Here is a 19,362-nt window from a genome sequence, read left to right as displayed (position 1 = left end):
CGAGAGGTTGTTGGTCGAGTGAGGCGAAGCAAGAACAGTCCCGAGCCATCGGCCCGGGGCAACTTCACCCCGCCGCGCACAGCGGCGCCCGCTCCCGCCCCCGCTGCGGAACCCCAGCCCGAGCCCGCGCCCGATGGTGGCCGTTTCACGCCGCGGAACTGGCGGGTGACCACCCGGCTGAACGCGATCCTGCTCATACCCGTGCTGGTCGGCCTCGTCATGGGCGGCTTCCAGGTGAAGAGCTCGATCGACACCTGGCAGGACGCCGAGGACGCCGAGAACACCGCGCGTCTGGTGCGCGCCTCCCTGGGCTACGCCTCCGCCCTCTACAACGAGCGCGACGTCACGGCGGCCCCACTGCTGCAGGGCAAGGGTGAGAAGGACGCCACCGTCGTCAAGGCCCGCCAGGCCACCGACGATGCGGCCGACGTCTTCGACCGGGCGGCCCAGGACATGCCCGGCAAGGCGGGCCTGGTACGCCGGCTGAAGGTCTTCCGCGAGCAGGAGCCCAGGCTCCAGACGCTGCGGGCGGCGGCGTACACCTCCAAGCTCAAGGGCGTGGAGACCGAGGAGGGCTACACCGGTGTCGCCCACCCCCTGATGGAGTTCGCCAACGAGCTCGGTCTGGGCACCGGCAACATCACCTCCTACGGCCGTACCGTCTACGCGATCTCGCTGACCAAGGCCGCGCTCTCCCTGGAGCGCTCCATCGGTATGCACATGCTGGTCAAGCCGGGTCCGGAGCCCGGCCACCTCGCCAGCCAGCGCGTCGCGCTCTCCTCGTACGCCTACCTGGAGCGCATCGCGATCGAGGAGTACATCGGCGGCGGCACCGAGGCGGACGCGCAGAAGCTCGAGGACGCCGAGGCGAAGCTCAAGGAGGACGGCGCGGCCATGGCCAAGGAGGCCAAGGCCAAGGACCCGGACTACGTGCCGCCGCCGTCCAACCCGACGACGATGATCTCCGAGCTGGCCGGACTCGAGTCCACGGACACCAGCGCGCGTGCGGAGCTGGCCCGGCAGGGCATCACGCCGGAAAACTGGTGGGCGGTCAACACCCTCAAGTTCGACGCGTACCAGAAGATCGAGTCGGACCTCGCGGACAGGGCGGTGTCCGAGGCGTCCACGATCGCCGACGACGCCGAGCGCGACGCCTACATCACGGGTGCCGCGGTCGTGATCGCGCTGCTCGCCGCGTTCGTCCTGGCCGGCATGGTGGCCCGCGGCATGAGCCGCTCCATGCGTCAGCTGCGCAACGCCGCCTTCGGCATCGCCGAGCAGCGCCTGCCGATGCTGGTCGACCAGCTCTCCCGCACCGACCCGGGCCGGGTCGACACCAAGGTGCAGCCGATCCCGATCACCTCGACCGACGAGATCGGCGAGGTCGCCCGCGCCTTCGACCAGGTGCACCGCGAGGCGGTCCGGCTCGCCTCCGAGCAGGCCCTGCTGCGGGGCAACATCAACGCGATCTTCACCAACCTGTCGCGCCGCAACCAGTCGCTGATCGAGGGCCAGCTGAGCCTGATCACCGACCTGGAGAACAACGAGGCCGACCCCGACCAGCTGGAGAACCTCTTCCGGCTGGACCACCTGGCCACCCGTATGCGCCGCAACGGCGAGAACCTCCTGGTCCTCGCCGGCGAGGAACCCGGCCGCCGCTGGGACCAGCCGGTGCCGCTGGTGGACGTGCTGCGCGCCGCGTCCTCCGAGGTGGAGCAGTACGAGCGCATCGAGCTGTCCGGCGTGCCGGAGGCCGAGATCCACGGCCGCGCCGTGACCGACCTCGTGCACCTGCTCGCCGAGCTGCTGGAGAACGCCACCACGTTCTCCTCGCCGCAGACCAAGGTCCGCGTCACCGCGACCCGGCTGCCCGACGGCCGCGTGATGGTCGAGATCCACGACAAGGGCATCGGCCTGACCGCCGAGGACTTCGCGGACATCAACCACAAGCTGGCCAACCCGCCGACCGTGGACGCCGCGATCTCGCAGCGCATGGGCCTGTTCGTGGTCGGCCGGCTGTCCGACCGGCACGGCATCCGCGTCCAGCTGCGCCCCTCCGGCGAGCAGGCGGGCACCACCTCGCTGGTCATGCTCCCGGACGCCATCACCCACGGTGGCGGTGGCGAGCAGCAGCAGCAGCGCGACGAGTTCACGGTCTCGCAGATCATCCCGGAGCAGAACTTCCGGGGGGAGAGCTTCGCGCAGGTCGGCCAGCCCATGCGGACCGCCGCGGAGCTGGGCTTCGACGACAGCCGGTACGCCGAGATCCCCGACGACATCCGCGAACTCGACCCGGTCGGCCGTTCGCTGATGCGCGAGGAGCGCCGCGCGGCCCTGGAGGCCCAGTCGCAGCCCGAGCTGCCCGGTCCGGCGGACCGCGGTGAGGGCGGGAACACCGAAGCCACTGGCTTCCAGGACCAGTTCACCGGACAGCAGCAGGGCTACGCCCAGGGTCCAGACGGCTACCAGCAGCAGCCGAACGGCGCGTACCGGGAGTCGCCCAACGGCACCTACCAGGAGTCGCCGAACGGCGCGTACGACCAGCAGGCGGCGTACGCCGACCAGCAGCAGGCGTACCAGGAACCGCAGCAGGCGTCGTACGACGAGCAGTACTACGCGCCGAACGGCGGCCTGCCGGAGAACGGGAACTACTCCCCCTTCGAGCAGCGGCGCCACCAGGACGACTGGCCGCAGCAGGACGGATACCGGAACGGATATCCGGACCAGTACTCCGCGGGTGCCCCGCAGGCGCAATCCGCCCAGGCCGCTGACGTGAACGAGGCGGACCGCGTAGGCTTCGACCGTCCGGGGCCGGCCCCCTCCGCCGCCCACGAGCTGACTGACGCCGGTCTTCCCCGCCGCGGATCCACCGCGAGCGGCGCAGGCGATGCGGGGCACGTGGGCCAGGAGACGCCGGCCGCCGCACCGGGGGCGGGCGGCGAGGACACCTGGCGGTCGGCCAACGACGACCGCTGGCAGCAGGCTTCGGCGCTGCGCAGGCCCAAGGCGGGCGGGGTGACCTCCTCGGGACTGCCGCGACGGGTGCCCAAGGCCAACCTGGTCGAGGGCGCGGCCGAGACCACTCCTCAGGGAGGCCCCCAGGTCTCCCGCGCTCCGGAGGACGTCCGGGGCAGGCTGAGCAACCTGCGGCGCGGCGTCGAACGGGGCCGCAACGCAGGCAGTGAAACGAACGGCCAGGACACAAGGAATGAACACCGTGGTCCTGACAGCACCTACAACCAGGAGCGTTAGTGTGAGCCCGATGAGCCAGGCGGCGCAGAACCTGAACTGGTTGATCACCAACTTCGTGGACAACACCCCGGGGGTGTCCCACACGGTGGTGGTCTCCGCCGACGGACTCCTTCTGGCGATGTCCGAAGGGTTCCCCCGCGACCGAGCCGATCAGCTCGCGGCCGTCGCCTCCGGCCTGACCTCGCTGACCGCGGGTGCCTCGCGCATCTTCGAGGGCGGCAGCGTGAACCAGACGGTTGTGGAGATGGAGCGCGGATTCCTCTTCATCATGTCCATCTCCGACGGCTCGTCCCTCGCGGTTCTCGCACACCCCGAGGCGGACATCGGTCTCATTGGGTACGAGATGGCCCTTCTGGTGGACCGTGCGGGCACGGTTCTGACCCCCGATCTGCGGGCTGAGCTCCAAGGGAGCCTTCTCAACTAAAGGACAGACGGTGCGTTTTGGCGTCCCGTGGCCGTAAAGTTTCGGGACGCGGCTCCACAGCGATGGATGCCAGGCACAGTCGGAGGAGGAAAAAGTGGGAACACCCCCAGGCGGTCCGTCATCGGGCAACTGGTCGTACGGCCCCGGTCAGGGCCAGGGCGACGGCTCGGCGAACGGGTACGGCTACCCCTCCGTGCCGAACCACCGGCAGCCGTACGCGCCGCAGGGCCCCGGCCCTTCGCCGTACGACCAGCCGCAGTCTCCGCGCATCCAGCCCGTGCAGCCGCAGCGCCGCACCCCTGAGCCGGCGCCCACCGGGGCGTCGAACAATCCCCTGGTGCGCCCGTACGCCATGACGGGCGGCCGCACCAGGCCCCGGTACCAGCTCGCCATCGAGGCGCTGGTGCACACCACCGCGCAGCCGCACCAGATGCAGGGCCAGCTGCCCGAGCATCAGCGGATCTGCAACCTCTGCCGGGAGATCAAGTCGGTGGCCGAGGTCTCGGCCCTCCTGACGATCCCTCTCGGCGTGGCCAGGATCCTCGTCGCCGACTTGGCGGAGGCAGGACTGGTCGCCATCCATCAGCCCGGCGGCGACGAGAGCGCCGGCGGCCAGCCAGACGTGACACTGCTCGAAAGGGTGCTCAGTGGACTTCGCAAGCTCTAGCGGCGGTCCTTCCCGCTCCACCACTTCCGCGAAGATCGTGGTGGCGGGCGGCTTCGGCGTGGGCAAGACCACGTTCGTCGGCGCTGTCTCGGAGATCAATCCGCTGCGCACCGAGGCCGTGATGACATCCGCTTCGGCGGGCATCGACGACCTCACCCACACGGGGGACAAGACGACCACGACGGTCGCCATGGACTTCGGACGCATCACGCTCGACCAGGACCTGATCCTGTACCTCTTCGGTACGCCGGGCCAGGACCGGTTCTGGTTCATGTGGGACGACCTGGTGCGCGGTGCCATCGGGGCGATCGTCCTGGTCGACACGAGGCGTCTGGCCGACTGCTTCCCGGCCGTCGACTACTTCGAGAACAGCGGCCTGCCGTTCGTGATCGCGCTCAACGGCTTCGACGGGCAGCAGCCGTACCAGCCGGACGAGGTCCGCGAGGCCCTGCAGATCGGCCCGGACACGCCGATCATCACGACGGACGCGCGGCATCGGGCCGACGCGAAGTCGGCCCTGATCACGCTCGTGGAGCACGCGCTGATGGCCCGGTTGCGTTAAGTCAGCACGCCGCTAGCCTGCGGGCAGTCGTGCCGCTGGGGCGGCACGGGTGGGCGCAGGCGGCACCCCGCTGCGCCGGGCTGCGACATGTCCCCTGCGGCCACCGGGCTGCCGGGGGCGGTTCGTTGCCGGGTGCGCGTAGTACGTGGCTGGTCGCGCAGTTCCCCGCGCCCCTGGGTGAGCTGCCCAGCCCCCTGTCACAACCAGAGGCCCCTCTCCAAGCAGGAGAGGGGCCTCTGATGGTGCTGAGGTCAGCGCCAGCTGTGCGGCGCCCTGAAGCCCGGCTCGCGTTCCAGGCGGCGCCAGCCCGCGCGGGCGCGGCCGCCGCCGTGGGTCGGGGCGATCTCGGCGGGGCGGGCGGCGGCGCGGGCCAGGAGGAGGGCCGTGATGGCGGCGACTTCCTCGGGTTCGGCGTGGCCCTTCTCAACGCGGATGTCGGAAGTGGACATGGAAGTGGCTCCTCGGGTCACTGCGGCGGGTTGCCGTGCTTGCGGGAGGGCAGGTCGGCGTGCTTGGTGTGGAGCATCGCCAGGGACTTGATCAGCACCTCACGGGTCTCCGCGGGGTCGATGACGTCGTCGACCAGCCCGCGTTCGGCCGCGTAGTAGGGGTGCATCAGCTCGGACTTGTACTCCTTGACCATGTGCGCCCGCATGGCCTCGGGGTCCTCGGCGTCGGCGATCTGCCGGCGGAAGATGACGCCCGCGGCACCCTCCGCGCCCATGACGGCGATCTCGTTGGTCGGCCAGGCGTAGGTGAGGTCGGCGCCGATGGACTGGCTGTCCATGACGATGTAAGCACCTCCGTACGCCTTGCGCAGGATGAGCGAGATCCGGGGCACGGTCGCGTTGCAGTACGCGTAGAGGAGCTTGGCGCCGTGACGGATGATGCCGCCGTGCTCCTGGTCGACGCCGGGCAGGAAGCCGGGTACGTCCAGAAGGGTGACGATCGGGATGTTGAAGGCGTCGCACATCTGGACGAAGCGCGCGGCCTTCTCCGACGCCTCGATGTCCAGGACACCGGCCAGCGCCTGCGGCTGGTTGGCGACGATGCCGACGACCTGACCGTCGAGGCGGGCCAGGGCGCAGATGATGTTGCGGGCCCAGCGCTCGTGGACCTCGAGGTACTCGCCCTCGTCGACGATCTCCTCGATCACCTTGGCCATGTCGTACGGGCGGTTGCCGTCCGCGGGGACCATGTCGAGGAGCACGTCCGAGCGCCGGTCCACGGGGTCCGAGGACTCGTGGCGGGGCGGGTTCTCCCGGTTGTTCTGCGGCAGCAGGGAGAGGAGGTAGCGGACCTCGGCGAGGCAGGTCTCCTCGTCGTCGTAGGCGAAGTGGCACACGCCGGACGTCTCGGCGTGCACGTCGGCGCCGCCCAGGCCGTTCTGCGTGATCTCCTCGCCGGTGACGGCCTTGACCACGTCCGGGCCCGTGATGAACATCTGCGAGGTGTCGCGGACCATGAAGACGAAGTCGGTGAGGGCGGGGCTGTAGGCCGCGCCGCCCGCGCACGGGCCGAGCATCACGCTGATCTGCGGGATCACGCCGGACGCCTTGGTGTTGCGCTGGAAGATGCCGCCGTAACCGGCGAGGGCGCTGACGCCCTCCTGGATGCGGGCGCCGGCACCGTCGTTGAGCGAGACCAACGGGGCACCGGCCGCGATGGCCATGTCCATGATCTTGTGGATCTTCGTGGCGTGTGCCTCGCCCAGCGCGCCGCCGAAGATCCGGAAGTCGTGGGCGTAGACGAAGACCGTGCGGCCCTCGACCGTGCCCCAACCGGTGATGACACCGTCGGTGTACGGCTTCTTGGCCTCCAGGCCGAACCCGGTCGCCCGGTGCCGGCGCAGCTGCTCGACCTCGCGGAAGGAGTCCGGGTCCAGGAGCAGCTCGATCCGCTCGCGCGCCGTCAGCTTGCCCTTGGCGTGCTGCGCCGCCGTCGCCTTCTCGCTCGGTCCGGCCAGCGCCTGCGCACGAATCTCGTGCAGCTCGGCCACTCGCCCGCGCGCGTCCGTCGGCTCACCCGGCGCCTCATCCAAAACGGTCATGTAGCGACTCTACGAAGCCGACCAAGGATTGCGAGCCGTCGACTCCGTACAGTCTCCGGCCCGTTTTCCTGGTAGCACTGAACAGAACCCCCACCCCGTGCAGCCTTTCCGACTGTTCAGAGGCCCCTTGGCTTGTAGGGGTCTCACAAACCTGTCAGCTGAGAGTCACCTCACATTCATGGGTGGTACATGCCATCCCTGGAGTGACGCGGAGGTGCAGTCGGCGGCCCGTCGCGAGGATCTCGACCGTCTCGTCGGCCCGCAGCACCGCTCCCACCGGGTGGTCCCAGACGATCTCCAGGGGCTGTCCGGTGCGCGGCGGTTCGCTCACGCAGAGAGTAGCGGTACGGCCGCTGCGGCGGACCAGCACGCTCGCCCCGGCGGACGCGGTGAGCGGGCCCGCCGTGCCGGCCTGCCAGAAGCTGGCGGCGGTGAGGCCGAGGGAGGGGACGGTGACCGCTTGGCGGCGGGCGTCGTTGGCGAGGACCGTGAGCCAGTGGCGGTCCGCGGCGCGGCGGGCGAGGGCCGCTCGGGAGGCGCCCGGCATGACGGTGTAGACGTAGTCGGCGTCGGCCGGGTCGGTGCCGTGGTCGAGCCAGAGGGTCTGCCAGCGCCGGGTGCGGCGCTCGGTCGTGCTGGTGGTGTTGATGTCGGACCAGGCGCCGGTGCGGTCCTCGCGCAGGGTCCGCAGGTCGCCCTCGGGCACGATCCAGCCGCCGTGGCCCTCCAGGTGGGCCCAGTGCCGGCCGCGTACGAGGGCCTGGGTGCCGCCCTCGCCCAGGTTGCGGTTGTCCACGACCGTCTCGACCGGGACGCCGTCCGCGCACGTGATGCCGGCGCCCAGGCAGACCACCGCGTCGTCGAGGAAGAACCAGGACTTGCGCGCCTGAAGGGTGGAGCCGAGGCCCTTGAGATGCTGGCCGACGGCCGCGTACTCGCCGTCGGTCGTGCCGCCGACCCAGCGCACGTCGGGTTTGGGCTCGCCCCATTCGCCGCCCGCGCGGTCGGGCAGGCACTTGGTGGAGACGGTGGTGCCGGGCAGCCGGTACCAGTCGACGGTGGGCCAGAACCAGTCCGTGTACTGATCGGACCGAGCGGGCCGGTCCGCACCGCTCCCGTTCGCCCACCAGGTGAGCATGCCCGCGCCGGTGTGCCAGCCACGCGGGTTCTCGCCGTTGCCGCACTCGTAGTGGGCGATGCGGTCACTGGCCATGGCGAGGCCGGCGGTGAAGGCGGGGCGGCGGTGGACTGCGCGGTCCATGGCCGCGAAGAGGTGGTGCCCGACGGGCTCGGGGGCGGCCGTGCCGGGGGCGTCGGCGATCGCGTGCAGCCGGGCCAGGTCGGCGACCGGGAACTGGGGCGCGCTCAGGACAGGGGTGACGGTGTCCCGTTCGATCCAGCCCTTGATCCGGGCGTGCCAGCGCTCGCGCTCGGCGTCGCTCGCCCCGCCCGCGAGGACCGCCGTGGCGGCGATGATCTGCTGGCCGTGGAAGTGGTCGCTGCGCATGACGTGCAGGTCGTCGCTCTTGAGGTAACCCCGGCTGATGGCCCGCCCGTTGACGATGTCCATGACGAGGCCGTCGTGGATCAGCGGTGCGTAGGCGCGCTCGACGCCGTCGAGGACGATCTGCTTGCCCGGATCGGTCACCTCCCACTCCGAGCCGGCCAGCAGGGTGAACAGCCGGCCGAGGCCGTCCAGCATGACCTGGCCGTACGTCCCCGAGTAGGCGACCCAGGTGTGCTGGACGAACGAGCCGTCGGCGTAGAGCCCGTCGCCCTTCGTGACGTACGGGAAGACGGGCGAGAGGGCGTCGCGGGCCAGGGCGAGCTTGGCGGGGGCCCGGCCCAGGACGCCGCGCAGGGCGACGGAGCGGCACAGGTCGACGCGGTTGGCCCCGGTGGAGGTGCCGGAGTAGTCGCCGAGCATCGCGTCGGGGACGAAGTGGTCGACGGCGGCACAGGCGGCGGCCACGCGGTCGGTGCCGAGGTGGTCGTACAGGGCGGCCGTGATGTCCATCAGGAGGCGGGGGCTGCCGATCTGCCACTCCCACCAGTTGCCGTAGCGGGTGGTGGCCGGGTTGTAGACGGTGGCCGACAGGTGGTCGAGGCCGCGCAGGATGTCGGCGAGGAGGGCGGGATCGCCGGTGGAGCCGGTGCCCTCCTGGACGTACGCCTCGGTCATCGTCCACAGGCGGCCGTAGGCGAAGGTGATGCCGGCGGGCGGGTCGAAGGGGTGGCCGGGCCACAGGGAGGTGGGGGCGGGGGCCATGGTGGCGCGGTACTCGCGGGCGCGCTCGCCGGTCTCGGCGAGGCGGGAGGCGTACGGCTCGGCGGCCGGGTCGTAGCCGGCGCCGAGGACGATCTCGAGCCAGCGCCGGCGGAGGGTGTCGTAGGGGTCGGCCGCCGCTGCCACGGGGCGGGGGACGGCCGCGAGGGCGGCGGTCGCGGCCGCCGTGAGCAGGATCGCGCGGCGGGTGGGTGCGGTGGGGCGCTGTGGGGTCATGCTCATGCCGTCTATCACGCCGGGGACGGGAGGGGAACGGCGCCGCGACACGTCCTGCGAAGCGGTTGAAGGCGGCGTGGAATAGGTCTAGAGTCGACTTCGTTGAACTGGTTGAACATTCAACTTCAAGCCTGGAGGACACCATGACCACCACCCCCGACCTCTCCACGCTCACCGGCGACTACACCGTCGACCCCGCCCACACGACGATCGGCTTCACGGCGCGGCACGCCATGGTCACCAACGTCAAGGGCAAGTTCCTCGACTTCACCGGCACGCTGCACCTGGACGGCACCGACCCGTCCCGGTCCACGGCGTCGCTCGACATCACCATGGACAGCATCGACACGGGCTCCCCCGACCGGGACGGCCACCTGAAGAGCTCCGACTTCTTCAACACGGACGAGTACCCGACGATGACCTTCCGCTCCACCAAGGCGGAGTCCCTGGGCGGCGACGACTACCGCATCACCGGCGACCTGTCGATCCTCGGCACGACCAAGCCGCTCACCATCGACCTGGAGTTCAACGGCGCCGCCAAGGACCCGTTCGGCAACGAGCGCGTCGGCTTCGAGGGCAAGGCGGAGATCAAGCGCTCGGAGTGGGGGCTCACCTGGAACGCGGCCCTGGAGACGGGTGGCGTACTGGTCTCCGACAAGATCAAGCTGAACTTCGACGTCTCGGCGATCAGGCAGGCCTGACGCCCGGCGCCCCCTCGGGGGCGGCGAAGTCCACGTCGGCGGCGGCCCGGACCCGGATACGGCGGCCGGGCCAGCCGATCATGCGGTAGACGGCGTTGCTCTGCGCGATCGAGCGGCCCGCCGGGACGAGGTCGACGTCCTCCTCGGTCCGCACCGACGTGGTGTGCCCGTCGGCGACGACGACCAGGTCGTAGCCCCGGCTCAGCGCCTGCCGCGCCGTGGTGTCCACGCAGACCTCCGTGGCGAACCCGGTGACGATCACCTCGGTGACGCCCAGCGCCCGCAGGGTCTCGTCGAGGCCGGTGCCGAGGAAGCTGTCCGGGGTCGTCTTGTCGACGACCGGTTCACCCTCCCGCGGGGCCAGCTCGGGCACGACCTGCCGGCCCTCGGTGCCGGGCACCATGCCCTCGTCCCGCTGCCGCACGGTCACCACCGGCACTCCGGCCGCGCGGGCCCGCTCGCTCAGCCCCGCGATCGCGGCGACCGTCTCGGCGGCCCGGTGCGCCATGGCGACCGTGGTGTTCTGCATGTCGATGACGAGTAGCGCGGCAGTCGGCGGCATGCCCTCACTTCAGGGGTGCGCCCCGCCCGGGCGCCGCCGCGTTCTCCAGCAACTCCCACGCCTGACCGAGGGCCTGGCCGAACGGGTCGGGCAGGACCCCCACTCCGTACGAGACCAGGGCACCCTCGTGCAGCAGCATCAGCGAGCGCCCGAGGCGCTCCGCGCCGGCCGCGTCGACCTCCCCGGCCAGACCGGTGAACAGGCCGAGCATCCACCGCTTCTGCCCCGTGATGACCGGGTACGCCGGGTGGGCCGGGTCGCTGATCTCGGCGTGCGCGTTGATCATGCTGCATCCCTTCCGCCCGTACTCCCCGGCCCACGTGCGCGAGGCCTGGAACACCTCCAGGATCCGGGCGGCCGGCCCCTGCTCCGCGACCGCCTCCAGCCGGCCGGCGAGCAGTTCGCGCCAGCGCTCGTCGCGTCCGGCCAGGTACTCCACGACGATCTGCTCCTTGGAGCCGAACCGGTCGTACAGCGTCTTCTTCGTCACCCCCGCCTCGGCCGCGACGAGGTCGACACCCACGGCGTGGATGCCGTGCTCGTAGAACAGCCGCTCGGCGGCCTCCAGCACACGCCGGGCGCCGGGCGTCATCCGGACGCGGTGCGGTTTGTCTTCTGGACCCATGCCGCAAGTATACCGGTCTGTATAGTGGGCACCCAAGACGAGTAAACCGATCTGTCTACTACGGACTCTGGATGTGGTCCACGTGAACGCCCTGCTCTCGGTCGCCTTCGTCCTGTGCTGGAGCTCCGGCTTCATCGGCGCCAAGCTCGGCGCGGGAACCGCCGACGCGAGCACGCTCCTGATGTGGCGCTTCCTGCCGCTCGCCGTACTCCTGCTGGCCGCCGCGGCCTTCTCCCGCCCGGCGTGGCGCGGCCTGACGCTCCGCGACACCGGCCGCCAGATCGCCGTCGGCGCCCTCTCCCAGAGCGGCTACATGCTCGGCGTGTTCTACGCCGTCCAGCTCGGCGTCTCCAGCGGCACCACCGCCCTGATCGACGGCGTCCAGCCGCTCGTGGCCGGCGCGCTCGCGGGGCCTCTGCTGCGGCAGTACGTCTCGCGCCGGCAGTGGCTCGGCCTCTGGCTGGGCCTGGCCGGCGTCGCCACGGTCACCCTGGCCGACGCCGGGGCTGCGGGGGCGGACGTGCCGTGGTGGGCGTACTTCGTACCCTTCCTCGGCATGCTGTCGCTGGTGGCGGCCACCTTCCTGGAGCGCCGCTCGTGCGCGCCGGTGCCGCCCCGGGTGTCGATGACGATCCACTGCACGACCAGCGCCGTCCTCTTCGCGGTCCTGGCGGCCTCGCTCGGGACCGCGGTCCCGCCCGCCGACTCCTCGTTCTGGCTGGCGACCGGCTGGCTCGTGGTGCTGCCCACCTTCGGCGGCTACGGCCTCTACTGGCTGATCCTGCGCCGGTCCGGCATCACCGAGGTCAACACCCTCATGTTCCTCATGGCCCCGGTCACGGCCGTGTGGGGTGCCCTCATGTTCGGCGAGCCCTTCGGGGTGCAGACCGCCCTCGGCCTGGCGGTCGGCCTCGCCGCCGTGGTCGTCGTCCGGCGCGGGAACGGCGCGGACCGTACGCGGCGGCCTTCGCGGCTCGCGCGGTCCCGCACGGACCGTCCGACGGTCGCGAGGCCGCCGGCGGACAGGCGCTGACGCCCACCGGGCGCCTCAGAAGCCGCCGCCGAAGTCCCCGCCTCCCCCGCCGAAGCCGCCGCCGCCGAAGTCGCCGCCGCCGAAACCGCCCCCGAAGTCACCGGGGTCGAAGTCGCCGCCCGAGACGTCACCGCCCTCGTAGCCGCCGAAGTCGCCGTACCCGGTGCCGTAGCCGGCTCCGTAGGCCGGACCGGCCATCATGCCGCCCAGCATGGTGCCGACGAGCAGGCCGGGCAGGATGCCGGCGCCGAAGTAGCCGCCCGCCCAGGGGCCGTAGGCCGGGCCCGCGTCCCAGTAGGGGCGGCGGCCGTACTCGGTGTCCACCTCGCGGATCATCGGGTCCCGTCCGTCGGTCAGCCGCGCCTGGTCGGCCGCGCAGACCGGGACCTGGCGGGCGGCGCCGCCCGGCGGGGTCCAGGTGGCGTCGGCGACCGACGGGCCGTGGCGCGGGTCGAAGAAGCAGGGCGGACGGCGTTCGGGCAGCGGCCTGCCCTCGCGGCGGGCGGCGAGCTGTGCGAGCGAGAAGCGGCCGTCCTCCACCGCCTGGGTGACGGCCCGCACGTCCTCCGGTTTGCGGGCGTCCGCCATGTACGCCTTCGCCTGTTCGTAGGCGTCGAGGGCGCGTTCGTAGTCCGCCCGCATCGCGTCGTCGGCGCCCGGTTCCGCCGGGTGGAAGTCCAGCCGGTCCAGCTCCTCGCCGAACGCCGTGATGTCCTCGTCGACCACCACCCGCAGCCGTTCCAGCGACTCCCGCTGCTCGGCCTCGCGGCGCCGGCGGTTGCGCCGGGACAGCGCGTAGACGCCCGCGCCGCCGATGACCACCACCGCGCCCGCGGTGATGAGGGCGCCCGTGGGCGCGGACGTACCGCCGGAGTCCCAGGAGGAGGGGGCGGAGCCGCGCACGCTGCGCACCGCGTCGTCGACGAAGTCGTTCAGCTGGGCCTTGGGGTCGCCCGCGCCCTGGACCGCGGTGACCAGATTGCGCACGCCCTGGCGGCTCAGCACGCTGCTGTCGGCGCGCGCGTCGAAGCGGTCGCCGAGACGGATGCCGTACAGACCGGTGATGCCGGTCTCGGTGCGGAGGTTCCGGAAGAGGTTCGCGGTCGGGTAGTCGGCCGGGAGGACCGCGACGAAGACGGGTTCGCCCGCGTCCTCGATCTTGTTGGCGAGGGCGTCCGCGTCCGACTCGGACAGCAGGTCGGAGGCGGCCGGGTCCACGTACACGGGGCTCTCGCGCAGGGCGGCGCCGATCTCGGAGACGTCGGTCTGCGCCTGCGCGCCGGGCGCACCGGACGCGCCGGCCAACAGCAGGGCCAGTGCGGCGACGACCGGCGCGACCAGGAGGCGTATGAGGAGATGCATACGAACGCCACTCATACGATCGGCATACCCGAATGCGCCTCAATCAGACATAAGACGCGTTCGATGTCGAACGCTCCGCTCACTCGGCGGGCGCGACCCCCGCCCTCAGCAGCCCGTACGTGTAGGCGTCCTCCAGGGCCTGCCAGGAGGCGGCGATAACGTTCTCCGCGACGCCCACCGTGGCCCACTCCCCCGTGCCGTCCGACGTGGAGATCAGGACCCTGGTGGTGGACTGGGTGCCGTGCACGCCCTCCAGGATGCGGACCTTGTAGTCGACCAGGTCGAGCTTGGCCAGCTCGGGATAGATCTTCTCCAGGGCGACGCGCAGGGAGCGGTCCAGGGCGTTGACCGGGCCGTTGCCCTCGGCGGTGGCGACGATGCGCTCGCCCTTGGCCCAGAGCTTGACGGTGGCCTCGTTGGCGTGGCTGCCGTCGGGGCGGTCCTCGGTGATCGCGCGCCAGGACTCGACCTCGAAGTACTTCAGCGGCCTGCCCTCGGCCTCGGCGCGCAGCAGCAGTTCGAAGCTGGCGTCGGCGGCCTCGTAGGTGTAGCCGGCCAGCTCGCGCTCCTTGACCCGCTCGACGACCCGGCCGACCAGCTCGCGGTCGCCGCCGAGGTCGATGCCGAGCTCCTTGCCCTTGAGCTCGATGGAGGCGCGGCCGGCCATGTCGGAGACGAGCATCCGCATGGTGTTGCCGACCAGCTCGGGGTCGATGTGCTGGTAGAGGTCCGGGTCGACCTTGATCGCGGAGGCGTGCAGGCCGGCCTTGTGGGCGAAGGCGGAGACGCCCACGTAGGGCTGGTGGGTGGAGGGGGTGAGGTTGACGACCTCGGCGACGGCGTGGGAGATGCGGGTCATCTCGCGCAGCCGGCCCTCGGGCAGCACCTGCTTGCCGTACTTCAGCTCCAGCGCGGCCACGACGGGGAACAGGTTGGCGTTGCCGACCCGCTCGCCGTAGCCGTTGGCCGTGCACTGGACGTGGGTGGCACCGGCGTCGACCGCGGCGAGGGTGTTGGCGACGGCGCAGCCGGTGTCGTCCTGGGCATGGATGCCGAGCCGGGCGCCGGTGTCGGCCAGCACCGTGGCGACCACGGCCTGGATCTGCGCCGGGAGCATGCCGCCGTTGGTGTCGCACAGGATGACGACGTCAGCGCCGGCCTCCGAGGCGGCGCGTACGACCGCCTTGGCGTACTCGGGGTTGGCGCGGTAGCCGTCGAAGAAGTGCTCGCAGTCGACGAAGACCCGGCGGCCCTGCGCCTTGAGGTGGGAGACCGTGTCCGCGACCATGGCGAGGTTCTCGTCGAGTGTGGTGCGCAGCGCCAGTTCGACGTGCCGGTCGTGGGACTTGGCGACCAGGGTGATCACCTCGGCGCCGGACTCCAGCAGCGCCTTGACCTGGTGGTCCTCGGCGGCGGTGGCGCCCGCGCGACGGGTGGAGCCGAAGGCCACCAGCTGGGCGTGCTTGAAGTCGATCTCCTGGCGGGCCCGGGCGAAGAACTCGGTGTCCCGCGGGTTGGCGCCGGGCCAGCCGCCCTCGATGAAGCCCACACCGAAGTCGTCCAGGTGCCGTGCGATGGCCAGCTTGTCCGCGACCGTGAGGTTGATGCCCTCGCGCTGCGCGCCGTCGCGCAGGGTGGTGTCGAAGACGTGGAACGAATCGTCGAGTTCGCTGGTTGCGGTCATGATCTGAAGGCTCCTGTATGGGATCTCGGTCTACCGGAATGACCGGTTCCACCGTTCCTCTATGATCCCTCGCGCTCCCTTCCCGGCTCGGGGTGGGCCAGGAAAGCGAAAAACCTCTCGCGGGTGCGAGAGGTCTGCGCGCGGGTCGAGGACGACGGTGTCCACCCGTACCTGGTCGTACGTGGTGGTCACTGCGGACCGGCGCGCCTGCTGCCAATAATCATGGCGAACGAGAGCACGGGGGAAGTCTGGCACATTCCGCCCCCGGTCCACCGCGCGTCTCAGAATGCGAACGCCGGGCGTCCGGATCAGGACGGTGCCAGGAGTCCGTCGGCGAGGAACTCGCGTACGTGGCCGAGCACCTGCTCCCGGTCCGTGCCCCGCAGGCCGATCGCCACGTGGATGGCGAAGCCGTCCAGGAGGGCTCGCAGCCGGGAGGCGAACCGGTCCGGGTCGACGGCGCGGAACTCGCCGCGCGAGATGCCCTCGGCGAGCAGCGCGACCAGGTCGCGGTGCCAGGCGCCCTCGATGGCGGCCTGCCGGTCGCGGGCCTCGTCGGGGGCGTTCTGCGAGCGGTTCCACACCTCCAGCCACAGCGTCCAGTGCGGGTCGCGGTGGCCGTCGGGGACGTACAGGTCGACGTAGGCGTCGAGGCGTTCCCGGGCGGTGCCGGGCCGGGTGAGCAGGCGGCCGCGCTCGGCACCGAGGCGGCCCTCGCTCCACTCCAGGGTGCGCAGCAGCAGTTCGTCCTTGGAGCCGAAGTAGTACAGGAGGTGGCCGCTGCTCATGCCGACCTCGCGGCCGAGGGCGGCCATGGTGAGCTTCTCCAGGCCGCGCTCGGCGATCATCTCCATGGCGGCGGCGAGGACGTCCTCGCGCGGCGGGGCCTGCCTGCGCCCACCACCGGCCATGTCCACTCCCGGGTCTTTCTAGATCTTCGGCTGCTGCTGCGTGATGCAGTGGATGCCCCAAGCTCCCGGCCCACCAGCCGCCTGACCTGGGAACTCCCGCAGTCTCCCACACCACGTGGGAGACGAATGGGAGATAGCCTCAGTCAGCCCTGCTCGAAGCGCTTCTGCAGCACCGCAATGATCTGCCGTTCCATCTTCGGTGTCACGTCCCGGTACACGCCACGCACCCCCTGGATGACGTGGCCCAGCCGCTCCTCGATGGCGATGTCCGGCACCCCGTCTTCCTCGAGGTGCGGACCGTGGGCGTGCCGGACCAGGTGGATGCGCTTGCGTTCGAACGAGGCCACCGCGGGCAGCTTCGCCCGGGCGTAGCGGCCGGTGCGTTCGTCGTGCCCGTCACGCACCGGCTTCCAGTAGTACGTGTGGAAGTCGGTGGTCAGCAGGTTGCCGCCGTCCATGGCGGGGAACGCCCACTCGCTGTCGTGCGAGGCCAGCAGTTCCTCGTGCAGCTCGGCGAGGAAGGGCGGGATCACCAGGGTCCGGACGCTGCCGTACTTCGGGAGGGCCAGCGTGGGCGTCCCCTTCTCCTCCGGCCTGTCCGGGTCCTTCACGTACTTGTACTGCCAGGCCACCCGCATCACGGGCATCGGCGTCTTGCCGCAGTACCGCTCGGTCGCGGACTCGCGCAGCTCCTCGTCCTCCTCGGACGCCGGCCAGTTGCCGCCGAAGAACTCGCGGCGCAGGCCGAACATCTCTCCGAGCCGCATGCCCGTGTAGGCCTTGGTCATCTGGAAGACGTAGCCGGTGAACCCCCACACCTCCCGGGCGTTCTCGGCGAGCTGGTGAAGATCGCCGGTCGGCACCTGCACCTTCTTCTCCCGGACCGGCCGCACGTAGCGTCCCCGCCGGCGGTTCTCCTTCGGCACTGGGGAGGCGTGGATGAGCGGCGGCCGGTGGGCGACGGCGTCGTCCATCAGCATCCCGAAGAGGATGCGGATGTCCCTCACGTAGTTCGCCGAGTACTTCCGCTTGAGCCGCAGCATCCAGGCCTGGTACGCGAGCGTCGTGATCTCGTTGACCGCGGTGTCCCCCCACTCCGGGAGGATCTGCGCCCGCAGCCTTTTGCGGTAGTCGTAGATGGAGGTCGGGTCCAGGTCCTGCGTCTGGATCCAGAGGTCGGCCCACTCCCTCAGGAGGAGGCGCCCGTCCGACCGCGCGACGAGCCTGCCGTTGCGTGCGTCCGACTCCCGGTCAAGGCCGTACGTGTAGGCCTCGGCCTCGGTCCACTCGGTGCTCGACTTGCCGTCGAAGATCTTCTGGCCCGTCTCCGGGTTGATGCGGCCGGTGTCCCAGCGCACGCGGATGCTGTTCCCGCGCTGCTCGGTGTACGGCATGAGTCCCCCACGGTGGTGAGTTGGAAGCGATGGCGGGTACCCCTGCCGCCGACCGCCTCCTTCGCGACCGTGCTGTCTACGCCGGCTTCCCGATCGGGCAGCCGGCGCAGGCTACGCAGTCGCGGCCCTGTGCCTGCATGTAGCGCCTCACGCGCTCGCCGCTCTCGCGGTCGGCGCCGAGCCTGGAGGACAGGACACACACCCTCTCTCCGGCGACCTCGGTCGCGTATCCATCGATGCGCGGTCCAAGGTCCAGATAGATGGCATTACTCACCGGTCCCCCTTATGTGTCGCTTGGGACCTCCCCGGGTGGGTGCTCAGAGTTACATGTCGAACACGCTGTCGGCCACAGTTTGTTGACGCTTCACCGGCTAACGGAAGTAACGATTCGGTTAACGCGGAAAGGTTGTACGCGGAAGCGTCGCAGTTCAGGTGCCGTCCGCCACAGTCCCGCTCCTCCGCAAGATCTCCACAAGCTCGTCACTGAACTCGTCGAGGTCGCCAATGGAGGCGCTGGGCAGCTTGGCCCTGGCCGCCTCGAACGCCGCACGCCTCACCTGCTCGGCGCTGAGCGCAACGGCCGGCCCCGACAGCGAGGCGGCCGGAGCGCCGGCCACCTCACTGGCAAGGGCGGGCGCCCCTCCGTCGGCGATGGCGACGCAGCTACCGACGACCCACCCCAGGGCTTTATCGATCTTGGGATAGGTGGAGTCGCGGACGACTTCGCCGTCCTCAACTCGCTGCCAGGTGTCCTTCGAGATCCCTGCCGCGCGAGCTGCAGCAAGGCGCGAGGGATGCAGCTCGAGGCGGTGCGCCTTGACGCGTGCGCCAAGGCGTCTGAGATCGCGAGTAGCCATGTCGACATCTTCGCAGTTCCAACCAGGTCCAGCCAGTTCCAACTAGGTAAACGGCCGGTTCTCATGCAGGTCAAGCTAACTGCGGCTAACTGGCGCGAGCGCGGCGAGCGATGCTGCGCGAGCCACGGCTAACTAGAGCTAGACATCTGAGGCTAACTACGGCTAGCTTGTCCGCATGCACCAACCCCTGACCTTCGAGGTCGACGGGGACGCGATCCGCGAGGAGCGCATGCAAGCGGGGCTCACCCAGACGGAGTTGGCGAGACAGGCGGGAATCAGCCCTCGCTACGTCAGCCACCTGGAGAACCACACCCGCAGACACATGGGCCCCAGGGCGTACCGCCGTCTCCGCGAGGCCCTCCAAGCGCCCGACTCACGCCTTCGGCGCACGCCTCCTCGCCCCACAGAGGACCCACCCGAAAGGACATGACCGATGGCCACCAGGGCCTACGAGCAGTACGGAATCCCGATCCCCCCGCAGGACCCGGACCAGGAGTACATGACCGTCCAGGAGACCGCGTACGTCCTGAAGTGCAGCGTCTCCTGGCTCCGCCGCTTCCTCCGGGAGCACCGGCACCTGCACAGCTTCAGCGGCCGCCGCATCATCACCAACCGCGACGACCGCCGCTCGATCTACGAGGCGCTCCGCGCCGGCGACCCGCGCAAGGGCCGCTCCCTCCCGCGGCAGCGCCGCCGGCCGGCGGCCGTACGCACGCCGGCACTCGCCAACTCCTGACCTTCCCCCGAGAACGCCGAAGGGGCCGCCCGCTTGCAG

18 protein-coding genes are annotated in these 19,362 nt (G+C 70.8%); 8 read left to right on the top strand and 10 right to left on the bottom strand.

Features of this window, described 5'->3' with window-relative positions; genetic code table 11:
• Window positions 1–18 precede the first annotated feature (18 nt).
• The 4 genes from AB0P07_RS12150 to AB0P07_RS12135 all read left to right on the top strand — a co-directional run bounded on the left by AB0P07_RS12150 (window position 19) and on the right by AB0P07_RS12135 (window position 4,905).
• On the top strand, window positions 19–3,252 hold the full coding sequence (locus AB0P07_RS12150; protein ID WP_365548805.1) for a nitrate- and nitrite sensing domain-containing protein: 3,234 nt from the start codon (window positions 19–21) through the stop codon (window positions 3,250–3,252).
• A 10-nt stretch (window positions 3,253–3,262) separates the two neighbouring features.
• On the top strand, window positions 3,263–3,676 hold the full coding sequence (locus AB0P07_RS12145) for a roadblock/LC7 domain-containing protein (protein WP_004983065.1): 414 nt from the start codon (window positions 3,263–3,265) through the stop codon (window positions 3,674–3,676).
• 94 nt (window positions 3,677–3,770) lie between these two features.
• The gene (locus AB0P07_RS12140; RefSeq protein WP_365548802.1) at window positions 3,771–4,343 is read left to right on the top strand and encodes a DUF742 domain-containing protein; all 573 of its coding nucleotides are present in this window, start codon (window positions 3,771–3,773) and stop codon (window positions 4,341–4,343) included.
• Window positions 4,324–4,905 (top strand): ATP/GTP-binding protein, encoded by a 582-nt coding sequence (locus tag AB0P07_RS12135; protein ID WP_030216560.1) that lies wholly within the window; start codon window positions 4,324–4,326, stop codon window positions 4,903–4,905. The genes AB0P07_RS12140 and AB0P07_RS12135 overlap by 20 nt, the downstream gene beginning before the upstream one ends.
• Window positions 4,906–5,156: 251 nt before the next feature.
• Here the strand turns inward: AB0P07_RS12135 and AB0P07_RS12130 are convergent, their stop codons facing one another.
• The 3 genes from AB0P07_RS12130 to AB0P07_RS12120 form a co-directional block, all read right to left on the bottom strand.
• Window positions 5,157–5,354: an acyl-CoA carboxylase epsilon subunit gene (locus tag AB0P07_RS12130; protein WP_356862550.1), complete on the bottom strand. Its 198-nt coding sequence runs from the start codon at window positions 5,352–5,354 to the stop codon at window positions 5,157–5,159.
• Window positions 5,355–5,371: 17 nt separating this feature from the next.
• Entirely contained in the window at window positions 5,372–6,955 is a 1,584-nt protein-coding gene (locus AB0P07_RS12125) for an acyl-CoA carboxylase subunit beta (RefSeq protein ID WP_365548799.1), read from the bottom strand.
• A 154-nt stretch (window positions 6,956–7,109) separates the two neighbouring features.
• Window positions 7,110–9,458 carry a polysaccharide lyase 8 family protein gene (locus AB0P07_RS12120; RefSeq protein ID WP_365549271.1) on the bottom strand — a complete coding sequence of 783 codons (2,349 nt, stop codon included), beginning with the start codon at window positions 9,456–9,458 and terminating at the stop codon, window positions 7,110–7,112.
• A 143-nt stretch (window positions 9,459–9,601) separates the two neighbouring features.
• On the opposite strand from AB0P07_RS12120, the gene AB0P07_RS12115 reads away from it, so the two are divergent.
• Window positions 9,602–10,159: a YceI family protein gene (locus AB0P07_RS12115; protein ID WP_365548797.1), complete on the top strand. Its 558-nt coding sequence runs from the start codon at window positions 9,602–9,604 to the stop codon at window positions 10,157–10,159.
• Here AB0P07_RS12115 and AB0P07_RS12110 read toward each other — a convergent pair.
• Entirely contained in the window at window positions 10,146–10,721 is a 576-nt protein-coding gene (locus tag AB0P07_RS12110; RefSeq protein ID WP_365548794.1) for a cysteine hydrolase family protein, read from the bottom strand. The genes AB0P07_RS12115 and AB0P07_RS12110 overlap by 14 nt on opposite strands.
• A gap of 4 nt (window positions 10,722–10,725) precedes the next feature.
• On the bottom strand, window positions 10,726–11,346 hold the full coding sequence (locus AB0P07_RS12105) for a helix-turn-helix domain-containing protein (RefSeq protein ID WP_365548792.1): 621 nt from the start codon (window positions 11,344–11,346) through the stop codon (window positions 10,726–10,728).
• A gap of 82 nt (window positions 11,347–11,428) precedes the next feature.
• Between AB0P07_RS12105 and AB0P07_RS12100 the strand changes: the two genes are divergently transcribed.
• Entirely contained in the window at window positions 11,429–12,379 is a 951-nt protein-coding gene (locus tag AB0P07_RS12100) for a DMT family transporter (RefSeq protein WP_365548789.1), read from the top strand.
• Between the two features lie 15 nt (window positions 12,380–12,394).
• On the opposite strand, the gene AB0P07_RS12095 is transcribed toward AB0P07_RS12100, so the two are convergent.
• The 5 genes from AB0P07_RS12095 to AB0P07_RS12075 form a co-directional block, all read right to left on the bottom strand.
• A complete protein-coding gene (locus AB0P07_RS12095; RefSeq protein WP_365548787.1) occupies window positions 12,395–13,756 on the bottom strand; it encodes a hypothetical protein in 1,362 nt (453 codons plus the stop codon).
• A 64-nt stretch (window positions 13,757–13,820) separates the two neighbouring features.
• Window positions 13,821–15,425 (bottom strand): citramalate synthase, encoded by a 1,605-nt coding sequence (gene cimA / locus AB0P07_RS12090; protein ID WP_365548784.1) that lies wholly within the window; start codon window positions 15,423–15,425, stop codon window positions 13,821–13,823.
• Between the two features lie 308 nt (window positions 15,426–15,733).
• Complete coding sequence (locus AB0P07_RS12085; RefSeq protein WP_102929845.1) at window positions 15,734–16,336, bottom strand: TetR/AcrR family transcriptional regulator; 603 nt, start codon at window positions 16,334–16,336, stop codon at window positions 15,734–15,736.
• 143 nt (window positions 16,337–16,479) lie between these two features.
• On the bottom strand, window positions 16,480–17,730 hold the full coding sequence (locus AB0P07_RS12080) for an integrase (RefSeq protein ID WP_365548781.1): 1,251 nt from the start codon (window positions 17,728–17,730) through the stop codon (window positions 16,480–16,482).
• Window positions 17,731–18,158: 428 nt separating this feature from the next.
• The gene (locus tag AB0P07_RS12075; protein WP_365548779.1) at window positions 18,159–18,587 is read right to left on the bottom strand and encodes a helix-turn-helix transcriptional regulator; all 429 of its coding nucleotides are present in this window, start codon (window positions 18,585–18,587) and stop codon (window positions 18,159–18,161) included.
• Window positions 18,588–18,762: 175 nt separating this feature from the next.
• Here AB0P07_RS12075 and AB0P07_RS12070 point away from each other — a divergent pair, with 175 nt between their 5' ends.
• Window positions 18,763–19,017, top strand: coding sequence for a helix-turn-helix transcriptional regulator (locus AB0P07_RS12070; RefSeq protein ID WP_361670085.1), 255 nt, complete (start codon window positions 18,763–18,765; stop codon window positions 19,015–19,017).
• Between the two features lie 3 nt (window positions 19,018–19,020).
• Window positions 19,021–19,323, top strand: coding sequence for a DNA-binding protein (locus tag AB0P07_RS12065; protein WP_361670088.1), 303 nt, complete (start codon window positions 19,021–19,023; stop codon window positions 19,321–19,323).
• Window positions 19,324–19,362: the final 39 nt, after the last annotated feature.

Source organism: Streptomyces sp. NPDC085944, assembly GCF_040686295.1.
GTDB lineage: Bacteria > Actinomycetota > Actinomycetes > Streptomycetales > Streptomycetaceae > Streptomyces > Streptomyces salinarius.
The sequence above is the reverse complement of the archived record's forward strand: the minus strand, read 5'-3'. Positions and strand labels throughout refer to the sequence as shown.